This is a genomic window from Frankia sp. Mgl5 (assembly GCF_023242985.1).
GTDB classification, from domain to species: domain Bacteria; phylum Actinomycetota; class Actinomycetes; order Frankiales; family Frankiaceae; genus Parafrankia; species Parafrankia soli.
Genome location: NZ_JALKFY010000840.1, coordinates 1 through 19383, shown reverse-complemented (window position 1 = coordinate 19383; position 19383 = coordinate 1). Strand labels below are relative to the sequence as shown.

13 protein-coding genes and 2 pseudogenes are annotated in these 19383 nt (G+C 73.0%); 11 read left to right on the top strand and 4 right to left on the bottom strand.

Annotated features, from left to right (window positions below; translation table 11 throughout):
- Together MXD62_RS35930 and MXD62_RS35925 are read left to right on the top strand one after the other, a co-directional pair.
- Positions 1 to 4058: type I polyketide synthase (locus MXD62_RS35930; RefSeq protein ID WP_248833783.1), on the top strand; the 4058-nt coding region annotated here is incomplete at its 5' end.
- 44 nt (positions 4059 to 4102) lie between these two features.
- Positions 4103 to 6412 carry a type I polyketide synthase gene (locus MXD62_RS35925; RefSeq protein WP_248833782.1) on the top strand — a complete coding sequence of 770 codons (2310 nt, stop codon included), beginning with the start codon at positions 4103 to 4105 and terminating at the stop codon, positions 6410 to 6412.
- Here MXD62_RS35925 and MXD62_RS35920 read toward each other — a convergent pair.
- A complete protein-coding gene (locus tag MXD62_RS35920) occupies positions 6409 to 7317 on the bottom strand; it encodes an ABC transporter permease (RefSeq protein ID WP_248833781.1) in 909 nt (302 codons plus the stop codon). The two genes, MXD62_RS35925 and MXD62_RS35920, sit on opposite strands and share 4 nt — an antisense overlap.
- Positions 7318 to 7397: 80 nt before the next feature.
- Positions 7398 to 7616, bottom strand: coding sequence for a hypothetical protein (locus MXD62_RS35915; protein WP_248833780.1), 219 nt, complete (start codon positions 7614 to 7616; stop codon positions 7398 to 7400).
- Positions 7617 to 7815: 199 nt separating this feature from the next.
- Between MXD62_RS35915 and MXD62_RS35910 the strand changes: the two genes are divergently transcribed.
- The 8 genes and pseudogenes from MXD62_RS35910 (at position 7816) to MXD62_RS35875 (ending at position 16680) form a co-directional block, all read left to right on the top strand.
- On the top strand, positions 7816 to 8976 hold the full coding sequence (locus MXD62_RS35910; RefSeq protein WP_248833779.1) for a hypothetical protein: 1161 nt from the start codon (positions 7816 to 7818) through the stop codon (positions 8974 to 8976).
- A 206-nt stretch (positions 8977 to 9182) separates the two neighbouring features.
- Positions 9183 to 9995, top strand: coding sequence for an SAM-dependent methyltransferase (locus MXD62_RS35905; protein WP_248833778.1), 813 nt, complete (start codon positions 9183 to 9185; stop codon positions 9993 to 9995).
- Positions 9996 to 10077: 82 nt separating this feature from the next.
- Positions 10078 to 10242, top strand: a pseudogene (locus MXD62_RS41160) (TetR/AcrR family transcriptional regulator); the annotation flags it as partial.
- A 273-nt stretch (positions 10243 to 10515) separates the two neighbouring features.
- Positions 10516 to 11166 (top strand): annotated as a pseudogene (locus MXD62_RS41155) (SDR family oxidoreductase); the annotation flags it as partial.
- Positions 11167 to 12013: 847 nt separating this feature from the next.
- Positions 12014 to 13210 carry an ABC transporter substrate-binding protein gene (locus MXD62_RS35890; RefSeq protein WP_248833777.1) on the top strand — a complete coding sequence of 399 codons (1197 nt, stop codon included), beginning with the start codon at positions 12014 to 12016 and terminating at the stop codon, positions 13208 to 13210.
- Positions 13211 to 13245: 35 nt separating this feature from the next.
- Positions 13246 to 14547, top strand: coding sequence for a DUF2993 domain-containing protein (locus MXD62_RS35885; RefSeq protein WP_248833776.1), 1302 nt, complete (start codon positions 13246 to 13248; stop codon positions 14545 to 14547).
- Between the two features lie 209 nt (positions 14548 to 14756).
- A complete protein-coding gene (locus MXD62_RS35880; protein ID WP_248833775.1) occupies positions 14757 to 14960 on the top strand; it encodes a hypothetical protein in 204 nt (67 codons plus the stop codon).
- A 496-nt stretch (positions 14961 to 15456) separates the two neighbouring features.
- Positions 15457 to 16680, top strand: a complete 1224-nt coding sequence (locus tag MXD62_RS35875) for a cytochrome P450 (protein WP_248833774.1) — start codon at positions 15457 to 15459, stop codon at positions 16678 to 16680.
- 20 nt (positions 16681 to 16700) lie between these two features.
- On the opposite strand, the gene MXD62_RS35870 is transcribed toward MXD62_RS35875, so the two are convergent.
- Together MXD62_RS35870 and MXD62_RS35865 are read right to left on the bottom strand one after the other, a co-directional pair.
- Positions 16701 to 17231: a DinB family protein gene (locus MXD62_RS35870; protein WP_248833773.1), complete on the bottom strand. Its 531-nt coding sequence runs from the start codon at positions 17229 to 17231 to the stop codon at positions 16701 to 16703.
- A gap of 92 nt (positions 17232 to 17323) precedes the next feature.
- Positions 17324 to 17824, bottom strand: coding sequence for an SAM-dependent methyltransferase (locus MXD62_RS35865; protein WP_248833772.1), 501 nt, complete (start codon positions 17822 to 17824; stop codon positions 17324 to 17326).
- A gap of 110 nt (positions 17825 to 17934) precedes the next feature.
- Here MXD62_RS35865 and pyrF point away from each other — a divergent pair, with 110 nt between their 5' ends.
- Complete coding sequence (gene pyrF, locus MXD62_RS35860) at positions 17935 to 18831, top strand: orotidine-5'-phosphate decarboxylase (RefSeq protein WP_248833771.1); 897 nt, start codon at positions 17935 to 17937, stop codon at positions 18829 to 18831.
- The last annotated feature ends 552 nt before the right edge of the window (positions 18832 to 19383 follow it).

The following is a 19383-nucleotide window of genomic DNA, read 5'->3' as shown; positions in this document are numbered from 1 at the left end:
GGGGCCCCGGGGCCCCGCGCCCCCCCGGGGCGGGCGGGGTCGGCGCCGACCACGACGAGCTGCGGGCCGGCCTCGCGGAGCTCGCCGGCGACCAGGATCCCGCCGACGGGACCGCCCCCGCGGGCGTCCGCCAGCCGCGCGGCCTTGTCGTGCGCGGCGTGGCCGTTCCCGACCCGCGAGTGGTGTTCGTCTTCCCCGGGCAGGGATCACAGTGGTCCGGCATGGGCCGGGAGCTGCTGGAGTCGTGCCCGCCGTTCCGCGAGCGGATGACCGAGTGCGCCGCGGCGTTCGAGCCCTACCTCGACTGGTCCCTGCTGGACGTGATCCGCGGGGCCGGTGACGCGCCGCCGCTGGAGGCCATCGAGGTGATCCAGCCCGCGCTGATGTCGATGATGGTGTCGCTGGCCGCGGCCTGGCGCGCCCACGGGGTGACGCCGGCCGCGGTGGTCGGCACCAGCCAGGGGGAGGTCGCCGCCGCGCACGTCGCCGGTGCTCTCTCCCTGGCCGACGCGGCCCGGATCATCGCGCTGCGCAGCAGGCTGCTGGCCACCCGCCTGCTCGGCCGGGGCGCGCTGGCGTCGGTCGGGCTGCCGCCCGCGGACGTCGCCGCCCGGCTCGACCGCTTCGGCGGCCGGCTCGCCGTCGGCGGGATCAACGGGCCGCGGCAGGTCACCGTCGCCGGCGAGACCGGCGCACTGGACGACCTGGTCGCCGAGCTCACCGCCGAGGGCGTCCGCGCCCGGCTGGTCGCGGCGTCGGTCGCGACGCACTGCGCGCAGGTGGACGGCATCCGTCCCGAGCTGATGGAGATCCTGCGCCCACTGGCTCCCACCCCCGCCCGGATCCCGGTCTACTCGACGGTGACCGGGGGGCCGCTGGACGCCGCGGCGCTGGACGCCGAGTACTGGTACTCCAACACCCGGGAACCGGTCCTGCTCGACGGCGCCGCGCGGGCGCTGCTGGCCGCCGGATTCGACACCTTCGTCGAGGTCAGCCCGCATCCGGTGGTGGGATTCGGGCTGGCCGAGACGGCGCACGACGCCGGCCGGGACGCCGTGGTCGTCAGCACGCTCCAGCGCGGCCGCGGGGGTGCCGACCGCCTGCTGGCCGCGCTGGCCGAGGTGCACGTCCACGGGGTCGGCGTCGACTGGCGGGAGGCGTTCGCGGGCACCGGCGCCCACCCGGCCGACCTGCCCACCTACGCCTTCCAGCGCCGGCGGTTCTGGCCGCGGTCGGCACCGGCCCGCCCGGCCGACGCCGCCGCCGCGCCGGGCCGCGACGGCCCGGCTCATCCGCTGGTCACCGCCGCCGTCCCGATGGCCGACGGGGGCCTGCTGCTGACGGCCCGGATCAGCCCGGCCGCGCAGTCGTGGCTGGCCGGCCGGACCGTGGCCGGCGTCCCGGTCGTGCCGGACGGGGTGCTGCTGGAGCTGGCCATCCAGGCGGGCGACGGGGTCGGCTGCCCGGAGGTGACCGACCTGGCCCTGACCGGGCCGCTGGTGCTGCCTGAGAGTGGGGCGCTCCGGCTCCAGCTGCACGCGGGAGCACCGGACGGCACCGGGAACCGCGCGCTGACGGTGCATGCCCGTCCCGACGGGGCCCCGGCGGACGCGCCCTGGACCGCGCACGCCACCGCGACGCTGGCGGGCACCGCCGACCCGGCCGCGTCCGTGCCCGACCCGCGGGCGTGGCCGCCGCCCGGCGCGGTTCCGGTGGACGTCGACCGGCTGTACGGCGAGCTGCTCGCCGCCGGTCACGGCCACGGGCCGGACGGCGCGCGGCTGACCAGGGCCTGGCAGGCGGGGACGGAGCTGTTCGCCGAGGCCGTCCTGGACGGCGAGCACGAGGTGGCCGGGTTCGGCCTGCACCCGGCGCTGCTCGGGGCGGCCGGCCACCTGGCTCTGTGGGGACGGCTCCCGGCAGCCGGCGCCGAGCAGCCCGCGGAGCAGCCCGCGGAGCCGCCCGCCGTGCTCGGCGTGGAGCCGCCCGCGGTGTCGGAGCCGGTGGTGGCGGTCGACGGCGGCTACCGGGGCGTGCGGCTGTATGCCACCGGCGCGCGGGCGGTGCGGGTGCGTGTCGGCCCGGCGGGCGCCGGCGCGGTCTCGGTGGAGCTGGCCGACCACACCGGCGCGGCGGTCGCGGCCTACGGCTCGACCGGCCTCCGGCCGCTGGCCGCCGCCCGGCTGCGTGCGCTGCGCGCCTCGGCGGCGGACTCGATGTTCGCCCTCGACTGGGTGCCGGTGGCCCCCGCACGGGCCTCGGGTGCCGGCGCGCCGGGCTGGGCGGTGCTCGGGCCGGACCCGCTCGGGCTGCGCACGGCCCTCGCGCTGGCCGGCGTCCACGCCCCGGCCTGCCTGGACCTGGCGGCGGCCGCGGCCCTGCCGGCCATCCCCGACGTCGTGCTGGTGACCAGCGACTCGGCCGCGGCCGGCCCGGATCTCGCGGCGGCCGCGCGAACCGCCCTGCGCTCGGTGCTCGCCCTGGCGCAGGAATGGCTGCGTGACGACCGGTTCGCCGCCGCCCGGCTGGTCGTGGTCACCCGGGGGGCGGTGGCGGTCGGCGCGCACGACGACGTCACCAGCCTCGCCGACGCCGCGGTGTGGGGCCTGCTCGGCTCGGCGGCGGCGGAGAACCCGGACCGGTTCCTGCTCGTGGACGTCGACGGGACGCCGGCGTCGGAGCGGGCCCTGCCGGCCGCGGTCGCCTGCGGCGAGCCGCGGGTCGCCCTGCGCGAGGGCGCCGTCCTGGGCCAACGCCTGGTCCGCGCACCGGTCGCCGGCGCCGGTGTCGACGCCGGCCGGGCACGGTGGCGGCCGGACGGGACGGTGCTGATCACCGGTGGCACCGGCACGCTGGGCGGGCTGGTCGCCCGGCACCTGGTCACCGGCTACGGGATCGGCAACCTGCTGCTGGTCAGCCGCGGCGGAGCCGGTTCGCCCGGCGTCGCGGAGCTGACCGACGATCTGACAGCCCTGGGCGCGCGGGTGACGGTGGCGGCCTGCGACGTCGCCGACCGCGCCGCGCTGGCCGGCGTGCTCGCCGCGATCCCCGCGGCGCATCCCCTGACGGCGGTCGTGCACGCCGCCGGCACCCTCGACGACGGGGTGTTCTCCGCGATGACCCCGGAACGCCTCGACACCGTGCTGCGACCCAAGATGGACGCCGCCCTGCACCTGCACGAGCTCACCCGGGGCGACGACCTGGCCGCCTTCGTTCTGTTCTCCTCGTCCGCGGCCGCGTTCGGCAGCGCGGGGCAGGCGAACTACGCGGCCGCCAACACCTTCCTCGACGCCCTGGCGCACCACCGGCGGGCAGCCGGCCTGCCCGCGCTCGCCCTCGGCTGGGGGTACTGGGCCCCGCGCAGCGCCCTGGCCGGGCACCTCGACGCCGCCGCGCTCGACCAGCGGATGGCCGCCAACGGGCTGCGGCCGATCTCCGCCGCGGCCGGCATGGCGCTGTTCGACGCCGCGCTCACCGCGGACCGCCCCGTGCTGCTGCCCATGCGGCTCGACCCACGGGCACCGCGGGCGGGGGCCGTCCCGCCGCTGCTGCGCGGCCTGGTCCGCCACCCGGCCCGGCGGTCGGTCGACGGCGCGGCCGATGATCCGATCGAGACGCTGGCACGGCGGCTGGCGGGGGCCAGCGGCCCGGAACGGGACCGGGCCCTGCGCGACGTCGTGTGCGCCACCGCCGCCGCGGCGTTGGGGCACACGTCCGCGGCGGCGGTGGCACCGGACCGGCCGTTCCGGGAGCTCGGTTTCGACTCGCTCGCCTCGGTGCAGTTCCGCAACCGGCTGACCGCGGCGACCGGGTTGCGCCTGCGCCCGATGCTCGTCTTCGACTTCCCGACACCCGAGGCCATCGCCGGCCACCTCCGCGACCAGCTGTTCCCGGAGGCGGCCCCGGCCGCTGTGGGCCCACCCGCCGCCGCGCCGGCGCCCGCGGGCCCGTCCGGCCCGGAACCGCCGGCCGCGCCCGGCGGTGGCGAGCCGGCCAGCGCGTTCGACGAGATGGACGCCGAGACGCTGGTCCGGCTGGCCCTCGGCGAAGGCACCTGACCACCACCCGACCCCGACCCCGACCCGGACCGCCGGAGGCCCTGGTGAATGTTCCCCCCGACCGCCTCGTCGAGGCGCTGCGCGCGGCGATGAAGGAGAACGAGCGGCTGCGGGGGCTGATCGCGCAGGCCGGTGAGCCGATCGCGGTCATCGGGATGGCCTGCCGTTTCCCTGGCGGGGTGCGTTCACCCGACGAGCTGTGGCGGTTCGTCGCCGGCGGCGGCGACGCCATCACCCCGTTCCCGACCGACCGGGGCTGGGACACCTCGGCTCTCACCTGCTTCGGCGGTGGCTTCCTGCACGACGCGGCCGACTTCGACCCGGAGTTCTTCGGGATGTCGGAGAACGAGGCGCTGGCCACCGACCCGCAGCAGCGGCTGCTGCTGGAGACCTCGTGGGAGGCCTTCGAGCACGCGGGGATAGACCCGCGGTCGGCGCGGGGCAGCCGCACCGGCGTGTACTTCGGTGTGATCTTCCACGACTACGGGTACCGCCTGCGCCCACCGCCCCCGGGCATCGACGGCTACGCCTACTTCGGCAGCGCGGGCAGCATCGCGTCCGGGCGGGTCTCCTACACGCTCGGTCTCGAGGGGCCGTGTGTGACGCTGGACGCCGCGTGCGCGTCCTCGCTGGTCGGCCTGCATCTGGCCGGCCAGGCCCTGCGGCGCGGCGAGTGCTCGCTCGCCCTGGTCGGCGGGGTTTCGGTGCTGGCCACCCCCGAGCTGTGGGAGGAGACGACCCGGCACGGGCAGGGCCTGGCCCCGGACAGCCGCTGCAAGTCCTTCGCCGCCGCGGCTGACGGCACCGGCATCTCCGAGGGGGTGGGTGTGCTGCTGGTGGAACGGCTCGGCGACGCCCGGCGCAACGGCCATCCGGTGCTGGCGGTGGTGCGCGGCAGCGCCGTCGAGCAGAGCGGCGCGACCAACGGCTTCACCGCGCCCAGCAGCGCCTCGCAGGAGCGGCTGATCAGCCGGGCGCTGGCTGACGCCGGTCTCGCGCCGGCCGACGTCGACGCGGTCGAGGGGCACGGCACCGGAACCCCGGTCGGTGACCCGATCGAGCTGGCGGCCCTGCTGGCCACCTACGGGCGCGGACGGCCCGCCGGCCGGCCGCTGTGGCTGGGGTCGCTGAAGTCGAACCTGGGCCACACCCAGGCCGCCGGCGGCGCCGGTGCCGTCATCAAGATGGCGATGGCCATGCGGCACGGCGTCCTGCCGCGCACCGTGCACGTCGACGCCCCGACCCCGCACGCGGACTGGTCCGAGGGCTCGGTGGCGCTGCTGACCGAAGCGGTGCCCTGGCCGGACACCGCCGGCCGGCCCCGCCGGGTGGGGGTCTCCTCGTTCGGCGCCAACGGCACACTGGCGCACGTGATCCTCGAGCAGGATCAGCCGCCGCCCGCCGACGCGGCAGCCGGGGATGGGACGGCCGGGCGCGCGGTGGACCGGCTGGTGGTGCCGTGGCCGCTGTCGGCCCGGTCCGCGCCCGCGCTGCGGGCCCAGGCCCGGCGCCTGCTCGACCTGGTGACCGAGCGGGCCGATCTCCTCCCGGCCGACGTCGGGTTCTCGCTCGCGACCGGCCGCAGCGCCTTCGCGCACCGGGCGGTGCTGGTCGCCGACGACCGCGCGGAGTTCCTGCGCGGCCTGACCGCTCTGGCCGCCGGCCCGCCGGAGGGCACTGACGCCGCCCTGGACGGCCGCGCCGGAGCCGGGCTGGTGCTCGTGCTGCCCGGCGGGGGCGGGTGGGGGCTCGGTACCGGCCGCGCGCTGGCGGACGCGTTCCCGGCCTTCGGCGCGGAGTGGGCGACCCTCCGCGGGGCTCTCGCGGGGGCGGCTCTTCAGACGGCTCTTCAGACGGCGCCACAGGTGGCGCTGCAGGTGGCACTGTGCCGGCTGCTGGAGTCCTGGGGTGTGCGGCCCGACGCCGTCGTCGGGCACGGTGCGGGCGAGGCCGCGGCCGCGTACGTGCGGGGCGCGCTGTCGCTGGACGATCTGCGGGCACTGCTGGCGGCGGGTGCCCGCAGCGCGTCGCCCGGCTGCCGCGTTCCCCCGGGCACCGCGAACGTGCTGGTCGTGGGTCGCGACGCGGCCGGCGTCGACATCCCGCGCGGCGCGAGGTCATGGGTGCTGCTGCCGCCCGGTCGCGCCGAGATCCGCGCCGTCACCGAGGCTTCGGCCACGCTGTATGAGTGGGGGCAGGCCGTCGACTGGCGGGCGTTCTTCGCGGGCACCGGCGCCCGGCGGGTCGACCTGCCCACCTATGCCTTCCAGCGCCGGCGGTACTGGTTGGAGGCCGCGGATCCTGGCCCGACGCCCGCTCCGGGCCTACCGGCCGCACCGGGCGTGCGGCGTTAGCCGCGGGCGGAGTCGTGCCACGGGCCGACGACCAGCCGGGCGGCCAGGCCGAAGAACCAGAACACCACCAGGCCGAACAGCGCCGAGACGATGATCGCGGCGAACAGCGGGCCGGAGGACAGGTCGCGGGTGTAGTTGTCGATGAGCGCGCCGATCCCGACGTCGCCGCGGCGGAAGAAGAAGTCGCCGACGATCGCGCCGATCACCGCGAGGCCGGCCGAGATGCGCAGGCCGACGAAGATCGCGGGCAGCGCGCTCGGGAGCTCGAGGCGGAGCAGCCGGCGCCACCGCCCGACCCGGCGCAGCGTGAACAGGTCGTGATGGCCGGCGTCGACGGACTGGATGCCGAACAGCGTGTTGGTGATCATCGGGAACATCGAGATCACGACGCAGACCACCGTCCGAGACCAGAATCCGTAGCCGAGCCAGAACCCGATCAGCGGGACGATGGCCAGGATCGGGATCGTCTGCAGAAGGATCGCCCAGGGGTAGAACGAGTTCTCGATCCAGCGGGCCTGTGACATGAGAATCGCCGAGAGGATTCCGATGCCCGCGGCGATCGCGAGGCCGGTGAGCGCAACCTGCGCCGTCCCGCCGAGCGCGGTGAGGATCTCGTCGGCGGTGCGGCGGTCCAGGAAACCCTCGGACACGACCTCGTGCGGCGGGGGGAGCAGGAACCGGCGGCGGGGGGCGAGGAACCAGTAGGTGACGGCGTACCAGACGCCGATCACGGCCGCGAACACCGCGAACGGCGGCAGCGCCGTCCGTGCGGCCCGGGCGGCGAGACCGCCCGCCCGCGCCCGTCCCCGCGGCCGGGCCGCCGGGCCGGCCACGCTTGGCCGTTCCAGGCTGGCCACCCCCGGCCGCCCCGGCGCTGTGAGTCCGCCGTCGTCCCCGTCTGGCACCTAGGAACCTTTCCGTCGAGATCCTGTCGCGACGCCCGTTCGTGGGGATTTCCCCCTGATCGCAGGGCCTCGTCCGAATCCTAGGTGTCGCGGCGGCGCAGCCGGCGGGCGGCGAGGGCCAGCAGGACGGCCACGTAGCCGCACAGCAGACCGAAGCCGGCCCAGGGGGCGAGCGACAGCGTGTCCGGCCGGGCGAGGGTGAGCGTGGACCCGCTGGAGCGGCTGACGCCGCGCGAGCAGGAGGTGCTGCGGCTGATGGCGGAGGGCCGCTCGACCTGCCGCCCACCGACACCGACCACCGGCGGGTGCTGGCGGTTCTGCGGTTCCTGGAGGCGTGAGCCGGGAGGGCGCTTGCTACCGGACGTGTCCGACGTGGGAGGCTATCGCCCATTCGGGGGTGACGGAGACAGCATGCGGTTGTCACTCTGGCGACTCGCCTCTCCTGGGTCCGCGTCCCGCGTACTTCCCTTCCTTCCTGCGCCGAGGAGAGCAGCACACGTGACGAGACTTCGTACGGTGGCGGCCCTGGTCTGTTCCGTGGGGCTGGCCTTCGGCCTGGTCGCCTGCGGCGACTCCCAGGACGAGCCCGCGACCGCCGGCGGTGCCGGCGGGACGGCCGCCGGGGCGAGCTACACCACCCCGCTCAAGGGGGTCTGCCCGGACACCGTCGTCGTGCAGACGAGCTGGTGGCCGGAGGTCGACTACGGCGCCACCTACCAGCTCCTCGGCGCGAATCCGAAGATCGACACGGGTGATTTCAAGGTGACCGGGCCGCTCGGCGCCACCGGGGTGAACCTCGAGATCCGTTCCGGCGGGCCGGCGGTCGGCTTCGACTCGGTGTCGTCGCTGTTCGAGACCGACGACGACATCCTGCTCGGCTACCTGGACCTGGACGAGGTGATCCGTAACTCCGCGGAGCACCCGTCGGTCGCGGTCCTCGCGCCCTACGCTAAGTCGCCGCTGATGTTCTTCTGGGGCGACCCGTCGCTCGACTTCAAGTCGGTCGCCGACATCGGCAAGTCGGGGAAGACCGTGCTGGTCGGCGACGAGGCGTACATGAACGTCCTGATCGGCGAGGGCCTCCTGCAGCGGTCCCAGGTCGACAACTCCTACGACGGTAGCGTGAGCCGTTTCGTCGCCGAGGACGGCGGCATCGTCCAGGTCGGGTTCGTCACCGACGAGCCGTACCGGCTCGAACACGACGTCAAGGAGTGGGCGAAGCCGGTGAAGTACGTCCTCGTCGGCGACGAGTACCCGGCGTACGCGAACGTGCTCGCCGTCCGCAAGGACAAGCTGGCGGCCAACCAGGACTGCCTGACGGCGCTCGTGCCGCTGTTCCAGCGCGCGATGGTCGACTACCTGGCCGACCCGAAGCGGGCCAACGACCTGATGATCGAGGTCACCTCGAAGCTGGACACCGCCGGCTACGAGCTGTCGACCGGCCTGCTCGAGGACGGGAACACCAGGCAGCAGGAGCTCGGGCTGGTCGCCAACGGCACCGACGGGGTCTTCGGGACCTTCGACACCAGCCGGGTCCAGAGCCTGATCGGACGCCTGACCCCGGCGCTCACCACGGCCGGGACGCCGCCCGCCCCGGGGCTCAAGCCCGCCGATGTGGCCACCGACGAGTTCGTCGACCGGTCCATCTCGCTGAAGTAGCCGAGTAGCAGGAGCCGCCGGGTGGCGGCAGGTCATCGCGAGGGCGCGGATTCTCCGGACGGAGGCCGCGCCCTCGCGGCGTGTCGGGGGCTGTGACCAGCCCCAGTCGCGAGAACCGCCTTAACAGGTCTTACGATTTCGGCCGATACGACGGAGACAGCATCGGCCCTCGCCAGAAATGGCCCTCGAACGGGAGCTCACGCGCCGTGACCAACTACCCGCCCCCGACGTTCGACACCACCAGGCCGCACTCGGCCCGGGTCTGGAACTACTACCTCGGCGGCAAGGACAACTTCCCCGTCGACCGCGCGCACGGGGACCGCACCATCGCGGTCTTCCCGCAGATCCTCGACGTGGCGCGGGCGTCCCGGTCGTTCCTGGCGCGGGCGATCACCCACCTGGTCACCGAGGAGGGTGTGCGGCAGTTCCTCGACGTCGGAACCGGCCTGCCGGTCGAGAACAACACCCACCAGGTGGCCCAGCGCCTCGTGCCGGAATGCCGGGTCGTGTACGTCGACAACGACCCGATGGTCCTCACGCACGCCCGCGCCCTGCTCGCCAGCTCGCCGGAGGGCGTCACCACCTACCTGGACTCCGACGCACGCAACCCGGAGCGCATTCTCGACTTCGCGGCCGAGACCCTGGACTTCACGAAGCCGATCGGCCTGATGCTCATGTCGATCATGGGTCTGATCCCCGATCTCGACGAGGCCTACTCGATCGTGAGCCGGCTGCTCGACGCCCTGCCGTCGGGCAGCTTCATGGTGCTCGAGGACGGGTCCGACGACCGGACGTCCGAGCCGGAGACCCGCAAGGACCTCACCGTCGACGACCTCAACCAGGTCACCACCGTCGGGAACGGATACCACTATCGCTCGGTCGCGGAGATCTCCCGCTACTTCGACGGCCTCGAGCTCGTCGAGCCCGGCATCGTCTCCCCGCCGTACTGGCGGCATGTCCCCGAGCCCGGCGAGCTGCTCGCGCCGCTGGAGTCGTGCGGCGTCGGCCGCAAGCCGTAGCCGGAGCACCGGATTGGCAAGTCGGGCGTCTTACCGGTAAGGCGCTTGACTTGCTCTCCCTCGCGGTGTTTGTATCCGGCGCATGCCGGTGGTGACCCCGTCGACGAAGGAGCAGATCGTCCGCGCGGCCGAGCGCCTGTTCGCCGCGCACGGCCTGGACGGGATCTCGCTGCGGCAGATCGGCGCGGCGGCCGGCAACGGCAACAACTCGGCCGTGCAGTACCACTTCGGCTCCCGGGACCAGCTCGTCCAGGCGATCTTCGAGTACAGGCTGCCCTGGCTGCACGAGCGGCGCACCCTGCTCATCGCCGAGCACCGGCCCGACGACCTGCGCTCGCTGCTCGACTGCCAGGTGCGCACCCTGCTGGAGCACAGCGAGCTGCCCGGCAGCCACTACCTGTGCTTCGTCGACATGCTGCGGCAGTACGGCCGCAGCGACGTGTTCGAGGGCCTGCCGGCTGCGCTCCGCGACTCGGCGCGGGAGTTCCAGGAGCGCCTGGGCGGGTTCCTGCCCCACCTCGTCGAGCCGTTGCGTGCCCGCCGTGTCGCGCAGGCGATGGCGTTCATCGTCACCGCCGCCGCCGACCTGGAGGCCGCCCGCGATCTCGCGCTGGCCCGGTTCGGGCGGGTCGACGTGGTCATGAACAACGTCGGCATCCTGGCCGTCGGCGCGGTCGAGGACATCCCGCTCGAGGCGTGGCAGCGGGTCATCGACGTCAACCTGCTCGGCGTCGTGCGCAGCAACCTCGTCTTCCTGCCGCTGCTGCTCGCGCAGGGCTCGGGGCACGTCGTCAACACCGCCTCGACGGCGGGGCTGCTGCCCTACGGGTTCGACCGCCTCCCGTACACGGCGACCAAGCACGCGGTGGTCGGGCTCTCGGAATCGCTGGCCCTCTACCTGCGCCCGCGCGGCATCGGCGTCACCTGCCTGTGCCCGGCCGGGGTCGCGACCAACATCATCGAGAACGTCACCTTCTTCGGGGAGCCGAAGCCGCCGCGGGGGCCGCGGTTCCCGGTTCTCGATGCCGACCCGGTGGGCGAGATCGTCGCGGACGCGATCGAAACGGGCCGGTTCCTGGCGCTGACCGCGCCGGAAACAGCCGATGACCTGCGCGAACGCGCTGCCGACATCGAGGCCTACCTGGACAGGATCGTCGGCGAGCAGGGCTGAAGCACGTTCCCTGCACCCGTGACGGTGCGTTCACCGATGGTGCTGAACGCGGAAATTCGGCGTTCGCTACCGGCAAGGCGAGGGCTGAGCCCGCCGCCCATGCCCGCGCGGTGCTGCCGGAATAGGCCCGCTCGCCGCCACCGTTCGCCGGCATCTTCCTGATTGCTCCGCGGCCCCGGTACGCGGAAATGTCGATCCGGAGCCGAAAGAAATTCGCGTCGAGACCGGGCTGGTCTGCCGGCGGTATTCAATGCGGCCGTCCCGGCGAGTGCGCGGCTTATCCCGGCGATGTCGCCGCCGGCCCGGCGCGTTCGGCGGGCCCGGCGGGCCGCGCGAGCCCGATGGTTCCGTGGGTCTGTGCGGGTGCCGTGGGGTTGGCCGGTGCCGCCGCCCGGCCGCCCCACAGCCGGAGCGGCCCCGGCACCGGCCGCCCCGGAGCCGGCGCAGAGCGGAGCATTTCCGCCCAGCCGGCGGGCGATACGGAACTTGCTGTACAGCAATTATTGGGATTGGCGGGCATCGTCCTGAAGTTGCCGCCCCGGCCGGGTGGGCGCATTGATGCCGTCCGGTTCCGGTTCCTGTTAGGGTGCAGGAACAGCCGAGATTTTGGTCCGGTGGGCGTGCGGCAGGTGTTCTCGCGCCCGGCCCGTTATCGGCCCGAGGAGGGTGACGCTTTCTTTTGTGGCGCAATGGCGGGTGTCCGCGCGCGGATGCCAACCGAATACAGAAAATCCCTGGCGGTCGTGTCCGCGGTTCCGAGGCGCGCGGTCCCGCGACATGGCGTGGGACGAACATTGATTCTTGGTTGGGGGCTGATATGAACTCCGCTCGATCCGTGTTGTGTGCGGTGGCGGCCGCATTATCCGTGGCGTCGCTCGTCGGCTGTGCGGGCGACGACGCCACTACGAACACCGCGGACGGCTGCGTCGCGCCCGGCGTCACCGCGGACGAGGTCAAGGTGGGGATGCTGTACCCGGACTCGGGTGGCCTCGCCAGCTCGTTCAGCGCGGCGCGGGCCGGCATCGACGCCCGGCTCGGGCTCGCGAACGCCTCCGGCGGGGTGCACGGGCGCCGGATCAGCTACGTGTGGCGCGACGACCAGGCCAACCCGTCGACGAACCTGACCATGAGCCGGCAGCTGGTGGAGCGGGAGGGGGTCTTCGGGCTCCTGGAGACGAGCACCGCCACCTCCGGTGGGGCTCCCTACCTGGCCGAGGCGGGGGTGCCCGTGGTCGGCCTCGCGGTGGAGGACGCGTGGTCCCGGCACCGGAACATGTTCTCGTTCGCCTACCTCTTCACCGACGGGGGGTCGGTCGACACGTTCGGCCGGTTCGTCCATGAGCATGGTGGCACCCGGGCGGTGATCGTCCGGGACTACGCCGGCGGGAGCACCTCGGCGCAGTTCGCCGACCAGCTGATCGTGAGTCTGCGAGCCGCCGGTGTCGAGATTCCCGCGGAGCAGGTCACCGAGTACCAGCCGGGACGGGCGAGCGCCTCCCGGATCGCCGAGTGGATGCTGAACAACGGCGTCGACACCCTCGTCGCCGCGATGGACACCGAGACGCTCGCTCAGCTCGTCGACGCCGCGCGCGAGGCCGAGGTACCGCTCAAGGTCATCCTGACCGGCCGCGAGGTCAGCGCGGAGCTGCTGCAGACCTACGGCGCCCGGCTCGCGGGGGTCACCTCCTATGCCAACTACCTGCCGTTCCAGGTCAGCTCCCCGGCTCTTGACGCCTACCGGGCGGCAGCGGCCCGGTACGCCCCCCAGCTCGTCGACCCGGACCAGACCCTCGCCCTGACCGCCTACGTCGTCGCGGACATGCTCGTCCGGGGGCTGGAGGAGGCCGGGGAGTGCCCGAGCAGGCAGTCCTTCATGGACGGCCTGCGCGCCGTGGAGGACTATGACGCTGGCGGTCTCATCACCAGAACCGACTTCGGCGAGGATTTCGGGCGCCTCCGCGAGTGCTACGCCTTCGTCCGGGTCAACGCCGAGGGCACGGGCATCGAGGTGGTGGATCCCAACTTCTGCGGCAGTAGGCTCTGAGCCTGGCCGACGCCGAGCGGAGCGGAGATGTCCCGGTGAACCACGGCGGTGACGGGACGGGCCGGCACGCGGACGAGGGCGACATCCCCGCCCACCGCTCACCGTGGGCACGGCCCGCATCCGACGAGTGGCCCGCATCGGGCGAGTGGCCAGCACCGGGTGGCGACCAGCCGACGATGGACCTGCACCACCGCGCCGGCGCGGCGGCCGCCACCGGCCCGCGCTCGGGGCAGCCGGCCCCCCCGCCCCCCGCCGGGGCGTTCCAACCGGGCCGGCCGGCGTGGCCGGCGGCCGGCGGAACGGGGGGCACGGACCGGTGGGAGGAGAACCACGAGCCCCACGAGCCCGACGAGCCCGACGAGCCCGACGAGCCCGGCCGCCCGCCGATCCCTCCGACGATGTCCTACGGATCCGCCCCGGCGATGACCGGCGCGCCGTCCCGGCCCTTCTCGCAGCCACCAGCGCTGGAACCCGCGCCCGTGGCCGCCCCGGACGATCACCGGCTGCTGGCCGGGACAACCCCGTCGGCCGGTACGGCCCCGGCGCGCCGGCGGCGGCGCCGGTGGCTGTGGGCCCTGGTCGCGGCGGCCGTCGGCTTCGTGCTGCTGGTGGTGGGTGACCGGGCAGCGGTCTCGGTCGCCGAGGGCCAGATGGCCAAGCAGATCAAGGTCAGTGTGGCGGAGAGCCTGGAATGCGGTGCCCCCGCACCGACCGTGCGCGACGTGCACATCGGCGGCTTCCCCTTCCTCACCCAGATCCTGCTCGGCAAGTTCGAGGAGATCGGGGTGACGATCGAGGGAATCGCCACCCCGGGGCCCCGGATCTCCGCCGTGCAGGCGCAGCTGTCCGGCATCCACGTGCCGCTCGGGGACATGATCTCCGGGTCGGTCGGCGCGGTGCCTGTCGACGACATCCGGGCGACTGTCCGGCTTGACTACGCCGACCTCAACACCTACCTGGCCGGGCTGCCCGGCGCCCTCCAGGTGAACCCGGTCGACGGCGGGCGGCGGGTCGAGATCTCCGGGCGCACCGACCTGTGGCTGTTCGGTTCCCAGGAGATCGGGGGCGTCACCACGTTTGAGGTCCGCGACAACGTGCTCACGCTCGTCCCCAGTGAGGTGACGCTGCGCGGGGCCATCAACGCCACGATCCCCGTGCCCGTGGGCGGCCTGCTGCCCCCGATCAAGATCCCGGTCGGCGAGCTGCCGCTGGATCTCGACATCGTCGAGGCGTCGACGGGCGGGTCCGGGCTGTCGCTGACCGCCACCGCCCACGACGTCGTCCTGCCCGCGGCGGAGCAGCCCGCGCCGCGTCAGTGCCCGCCCGGCAACACCTGACCATCCGGCGGCCCTCCCAGCGCAACCGTGGCAGCGCGGCACCGCCGAGCCAATTGCTATTCAGGGATACGGGAGCCCTGGCGCAGCTTCGGCACGACGTCGGCCGTCCGTTCGCCGCGGCGGAGCATCGCTGACCGCTTTGGTTCCGAGGACCGATCGCGGCGGGACGCCCCCGACCGGGGGAATTCTGTGGCCAAAAGGACGTCGCCTTGCACCTGGTGGACGACGATCTCGGCTGGCTTTCTCGCGGACGTGATCAGGACCTCTCCGGGCTGCTGGCCGGGCACTCAGACTACCGGGAGTTCGTGGCCGCGCTGAATGCCAGGAACGACGGCTGGGTGACGACCACTCGGGTTCTTAGCCCCCGGGTGATACGTGAGCTGCCAGGTTTCACCGCATGCCGGCAACAGTAGCCTGGCGACTGTTTACCGGGGCCTTGAGTGACCGCGAACTCAAGCTCATCGAGCGGACGGGTGATCTCGACCTCGCCGACCATCTGCTCGCTGCCAGATCAATCATCATCTGACGTCAAACGGCACAGAGGGCGTCGAACGAGGTACACGCCGGTTCCGTCGCGGGGACGTTCCACAGGCGGCTGCCGGCTACCCGGGAACCTCGATACCTGCGCTCTTGCGCCCGGTACTGAGGCGTGGTCTCGCCTGCCCCCGCCACCGAGGCGTGGCCCGTGCGCGCACAGCCGGTGGTGGGCGTCGGCGGAACGCCGTCCGGGGGACCGCGTGGGTCGCCGGATGCCCTGTGCCCCAGCGCGAAGCGCCGGCCGGTCGCTCTCTGCCGAGGCCGGAGCAGACAAAAGATTAGCGAGGACTCACTCACTGGTACGCTGCTCCCGACACAGCCCGTTTGCCCGACTGGGGACGTTTACATGGACGTGTGCGAGGTGCGGTGGAGATGACAGACGCAGCTACCGGTCAGCTGGACGCGGAGTGGGTCGAGCACCATTTCGACCACCTCTCGCCCGAGCTCGCCCGCGATCTGCACCCCACGCTGGCCCTGGCCCGGTCGCGGTGCCCGGTGGCGCACAGCGACCAGTACGACGGCTTCTGGGTGGTGACCGGATACGAGGATGTGCTCCGGGTCGCGCAGGACTGGGAGACGTTCAGCTCCGAGCTGGGCATCACCGTCCCGCACACCCCCACGCCGATGAAGATCCTGCCGGTGACGATCGACCCGCCGCTGCAGCGCACCTTCAAGCGCCTGATAAACACCCACTTCAGGCCGGTCGTCGTCGTCGAGTGGGAGCAGCAGACCCGGGCGCTCGTGAACCGGCTCATCGACGGTTTCATCGAGGCCGGTGAGTGCGACTTCATGACGGAGTTCGCCCGCCCGCTGCCCGGGCTCGCCTTCTTCGACATGGCGCTGCACGCGCCCGCCGAGGACCTCGAGATGGTCAACCACTGGGCCACCCTGGCGTCGCTGTCGCACCTGGAGGAGTCCCGGGAGAGCCACGGGAAGCTGGCGGCGTGGATCGGGGCGCTCATGGCGAAGCGGCGCGAGGAGGGCCCGCGCGGCGACGTCGTCGACGCCGTCATGAACGCCGACATCGAGGGCCGTCCGATCACCCCGGCGGAGGCGGTCGGGACGGTCCAGCTCCTCGTCCTCGGCGGCCTGGAGACGACGGCCGGCGCGCTCGGGATGTCGATGATCCGGTTCTGCCGGCACCCGGAGATCCTCGCGCGGCTGCGCGAGAACCCGGAGCTGATCCCCGACGCGGTGGAGGAGCTGTTGCGCCTCGACGGCTCGTTCATCTGCATCGCCCGGACGGCCCGGCACGACACCGAGCTCGGCGGGCACCAGATCAAAGCCGGTGAGCGGGTGCTCATCTACTGGGCGTCGGCGAACCGGGACGAGTCCGAGTTCGACAACGCCGACACGTTCGACCTCGACCGCGGCCGCAACCGGCACATCGCGTTCGGCGCCGGGCCGCACCGCTGCGCCGGCTCCAACCTCGCCCGGATGAACCTGCGCATCGCCCTCGAGGAGATCGTCACGCGCCTCGTCGACGTCCGCCTGCAGCCCGGCGCGGACATCGACTACCACTCGACGTTCAACCGGGCGCCGCAGTCGGTGCCGATCACCTTCACCCCGGGGCCCCGGCTGACCCCGGCGGGCTGACGGCCGGGAGCGCCGGGCGGTCAGCCGGGGTGGACGAGCCCGCGGACGAACGCCGCCTGGCCGGCATGCTGGAGGTCGTCCGAGACGACGCTCACCAGCCGCACGCCGAGCGTGACAGGCGGGTCCCACGCCTCGTCCACGATCCGGTCGAAGTCCGTGTCCCGCAGCTGTCCGAGGTAGCGGACGGTCTGCTCGTGGACGGCGTCGTGGTAGCCGAGCAGCAGACCGGGATCGGTGACGCGCACCGCGTCGACGTCGGCCGAGCTGTGGCCGTAGCCGATCGCCCGGTACCCGGCCTGAGGCCCGGTGGGGACGGCCAGCCCGAACCGCTGCTCCCAGCCGCCCGCGGACCAGACCTGCTCCGACCCGGCCGCGGCGGCGACGTGGTCGTCCTGCACCCGGGTGAGATGCCAGACGAGCCAGGTGATCGAGTTGGCCCGGCCGTCCAGCCGGTGGTTCAGCTCGTCCGGGGTCAGGCCGCTGACGACGTCGTGCACGATCTCCCGGATCCGGCCGAACGCGTCGGTGAGGAGCGGGACGCCGGAGCTCATCGCAGTACTGTACGAGGCCGCCGGCGGCGGAGGGGAGCACCTCCGCCGGCCGGTTCGTCGTGTTCGGCGCGGGCGGCCCACTCGCGGGCGGCCTACTTGCGGGCGATGCCGCTGTAGCCGGGGACCTCGGTGTCGGTCAGGCCGTCCGCCGTGCCGTCGGGCCGCCACCGGTGGATCACCTGCACGCCGGGCTCGAGCAGCGTCAGCCCGTCGAAGAGGCGCGTCACCTCGTCGCGGGTGCGGAACTGGCAGGCGAGCCCTCGCTGCCGGTAGCTGTCCACGATCCGCTGGGCGCCCGGGTCGAGATCGGCGGTGCCGTGGCTGAGGACGAGATGGCTGCCGGGAGCGAGCCGCTCGAGCAGCCGGCGCACGATCGCGTACGGCTCGTCGCCCTCGACGAAGTGGAGGACCGAGACGAGGGAGAGCGCGACGGGCTGGGAGAAGTCCAGGGTCGAGTGCAGCTGCTCGGATTCCAGGATGCCGTCGGGGTCGCGCAGGTCCGCGTCGAGGTAGACGGTCCGTCCCTCCGGGCTGCTGGTGAGCAGCACGCGGGCGTGGGCCAGGACGATCGGTACCACCCCTTGGTTGCACATGTCCGCTTCTTTGAGGCCCGTACTGGTGCCGGCCCGTCGAACGGCGAGGTCGCCGCAGCTCAGCCCAAGGGCTCTGGCGTGTGCGGACGGAATAGGTCACGATCGCGTCCATGTCGTCGGTGTTCAAAGCGGGCTCGGTCGGGTTCGGGTTGCCGGAGTCCTCCAGTGCGCCGTTCGCTGACCGGGTCCGTACGGCAGTGGGGAGGTATGGACCGCTCGTCTTCGGGCTTGACCCGTCAGGCGATCTGTTGACCAGATGGAGTCTGCCGGACACTCCAGATGGTCTGGAGCGTTTCGTCGACATCGTCGTCGAGGCCTCGGTGGGGGCGGTGGGCATCGTGAAGCCCCAGGCCGCCTTCTACGAGCGGCATGGCTGGCGAGGAATCCGTAGCCTGGCCCGCCTCGTCGAGTCGTGCCGCGGCGCGGGTCTGCTGGTTCTCCTCGACGCGAAACGGGGAGATATCGGTTCGACGAGCCAGGCCTACGCCGAGGCCTACCTTGGACCTGACGCGGGGATTCCGGTGGATGCGATCACCATCACCCCGTATCTCGGTTTCGCGGCGATGCGACCGATCCTGGATCGAGCCGTGGCCAGCAATGCCGGCGTGTTCGTCGTCACCCGGTCGTCCAACGCCGAGGGCCGCGCCCTCCAGAGTGCCCGCCACACGGACACCGCGACGGTCGAACAGCACCTGGTCGCCGACATCGCCGCCGAGAACAACCGCCTCGCGCCCGGCCGCGTCGGCCCGATCGGATCGGTGTTCGGCCCCACGCACGGCCCTCCGTCGGACTTCGGTCTCCGCGCGATGAACGGGTTGTTCCTCGCACCGGGACTCGGCGCCCAAGGCGCCACACCCGCGACCGTCGCGGCGTGCTTCGCCGATTGTCTCGATCGCGTTCTCGCCTCCGCGTCCCGGTCACTGCTCGCCGTCGGGCCGGACCCATCGCATCTGCGACACAGCGCCCAAACCCTCGCAGCGCACCTTCGCGACGCACTCCGCACCTGAAACAGCCACTTTGATCCCAAACCTGTCGTACGCAGGACGACCACAGGATGGCGCTACGCCTGACCGGCTGGAGGTCGGCCTGTCCGGGGAGCGGAGCGCCCTGATTCTGGTGGTGATCGGGCGGGCTGGGTGCGTGCCCCTACTCGTTCCTCGTGCCCGCTGGCGTGCGACTGGCACAAACTGCCGTTCCCTATGGTGGCCAACATCAGCCTGGAGGCGCTCCAGACGATCGCTGATGCGGCGGTCGGAGCACAGACTCAGCTTCCTGCGCCCGCACCGTGAGGCATGTGCAACACGGGGACGAACTACAGGCCGGCGCGGATCTACCAGGAAGATCCTGGTCAGGAGCCTGAAGGCAATACAAGCACGATCGGTACCACCCCTTGGTCACACATGGCAAGAGGTAGTGGCGGAGGAACCGGTGAGCCGGACCGGGTTCGGCCGGACGACGCAGTCGACGAACACCGCCGCCGCTGGTCATGCCCACGGGGGTGGTGTACGGAGCGTGATGCCGCGTGATCCTGGTTGAATGTTATGCGGTCAGCGCTTCGG

Excerpts from the sequence above, each read along its gene's own strand:
- MXD62_RS35875 (WP_248833774.1), top strand. The coding sequence starts at position 15,457 with ATGACAGACGCAGCTACCGGTCAGCTGGACGCGGAGTGGGTCGAGCAC.
- MXD62_RS35870 (WP_248833773.1), bottom strand. The coding sequence starts at position 17,231 with ATGAGCTCCGGCGTCCCGCTCCTCACCGACGCGTTCGGCCGGATCCGG.
- MXD62_RS35865 (WP_248833772.1), bottom strand. The coding sequence starts at position 17,824 with ATGTGCAACCAAGGGGTGGTACCGATCGTCCTGGCCCACGCCCGCGTG.
- pyrF (WP_248833771.1), top strand. The coding sequence starts at position 17,935 with ATGTCGTCGGTGTTCAAAGCGGGCTCGGTCGGGTTCGGGTTGCCGGAG.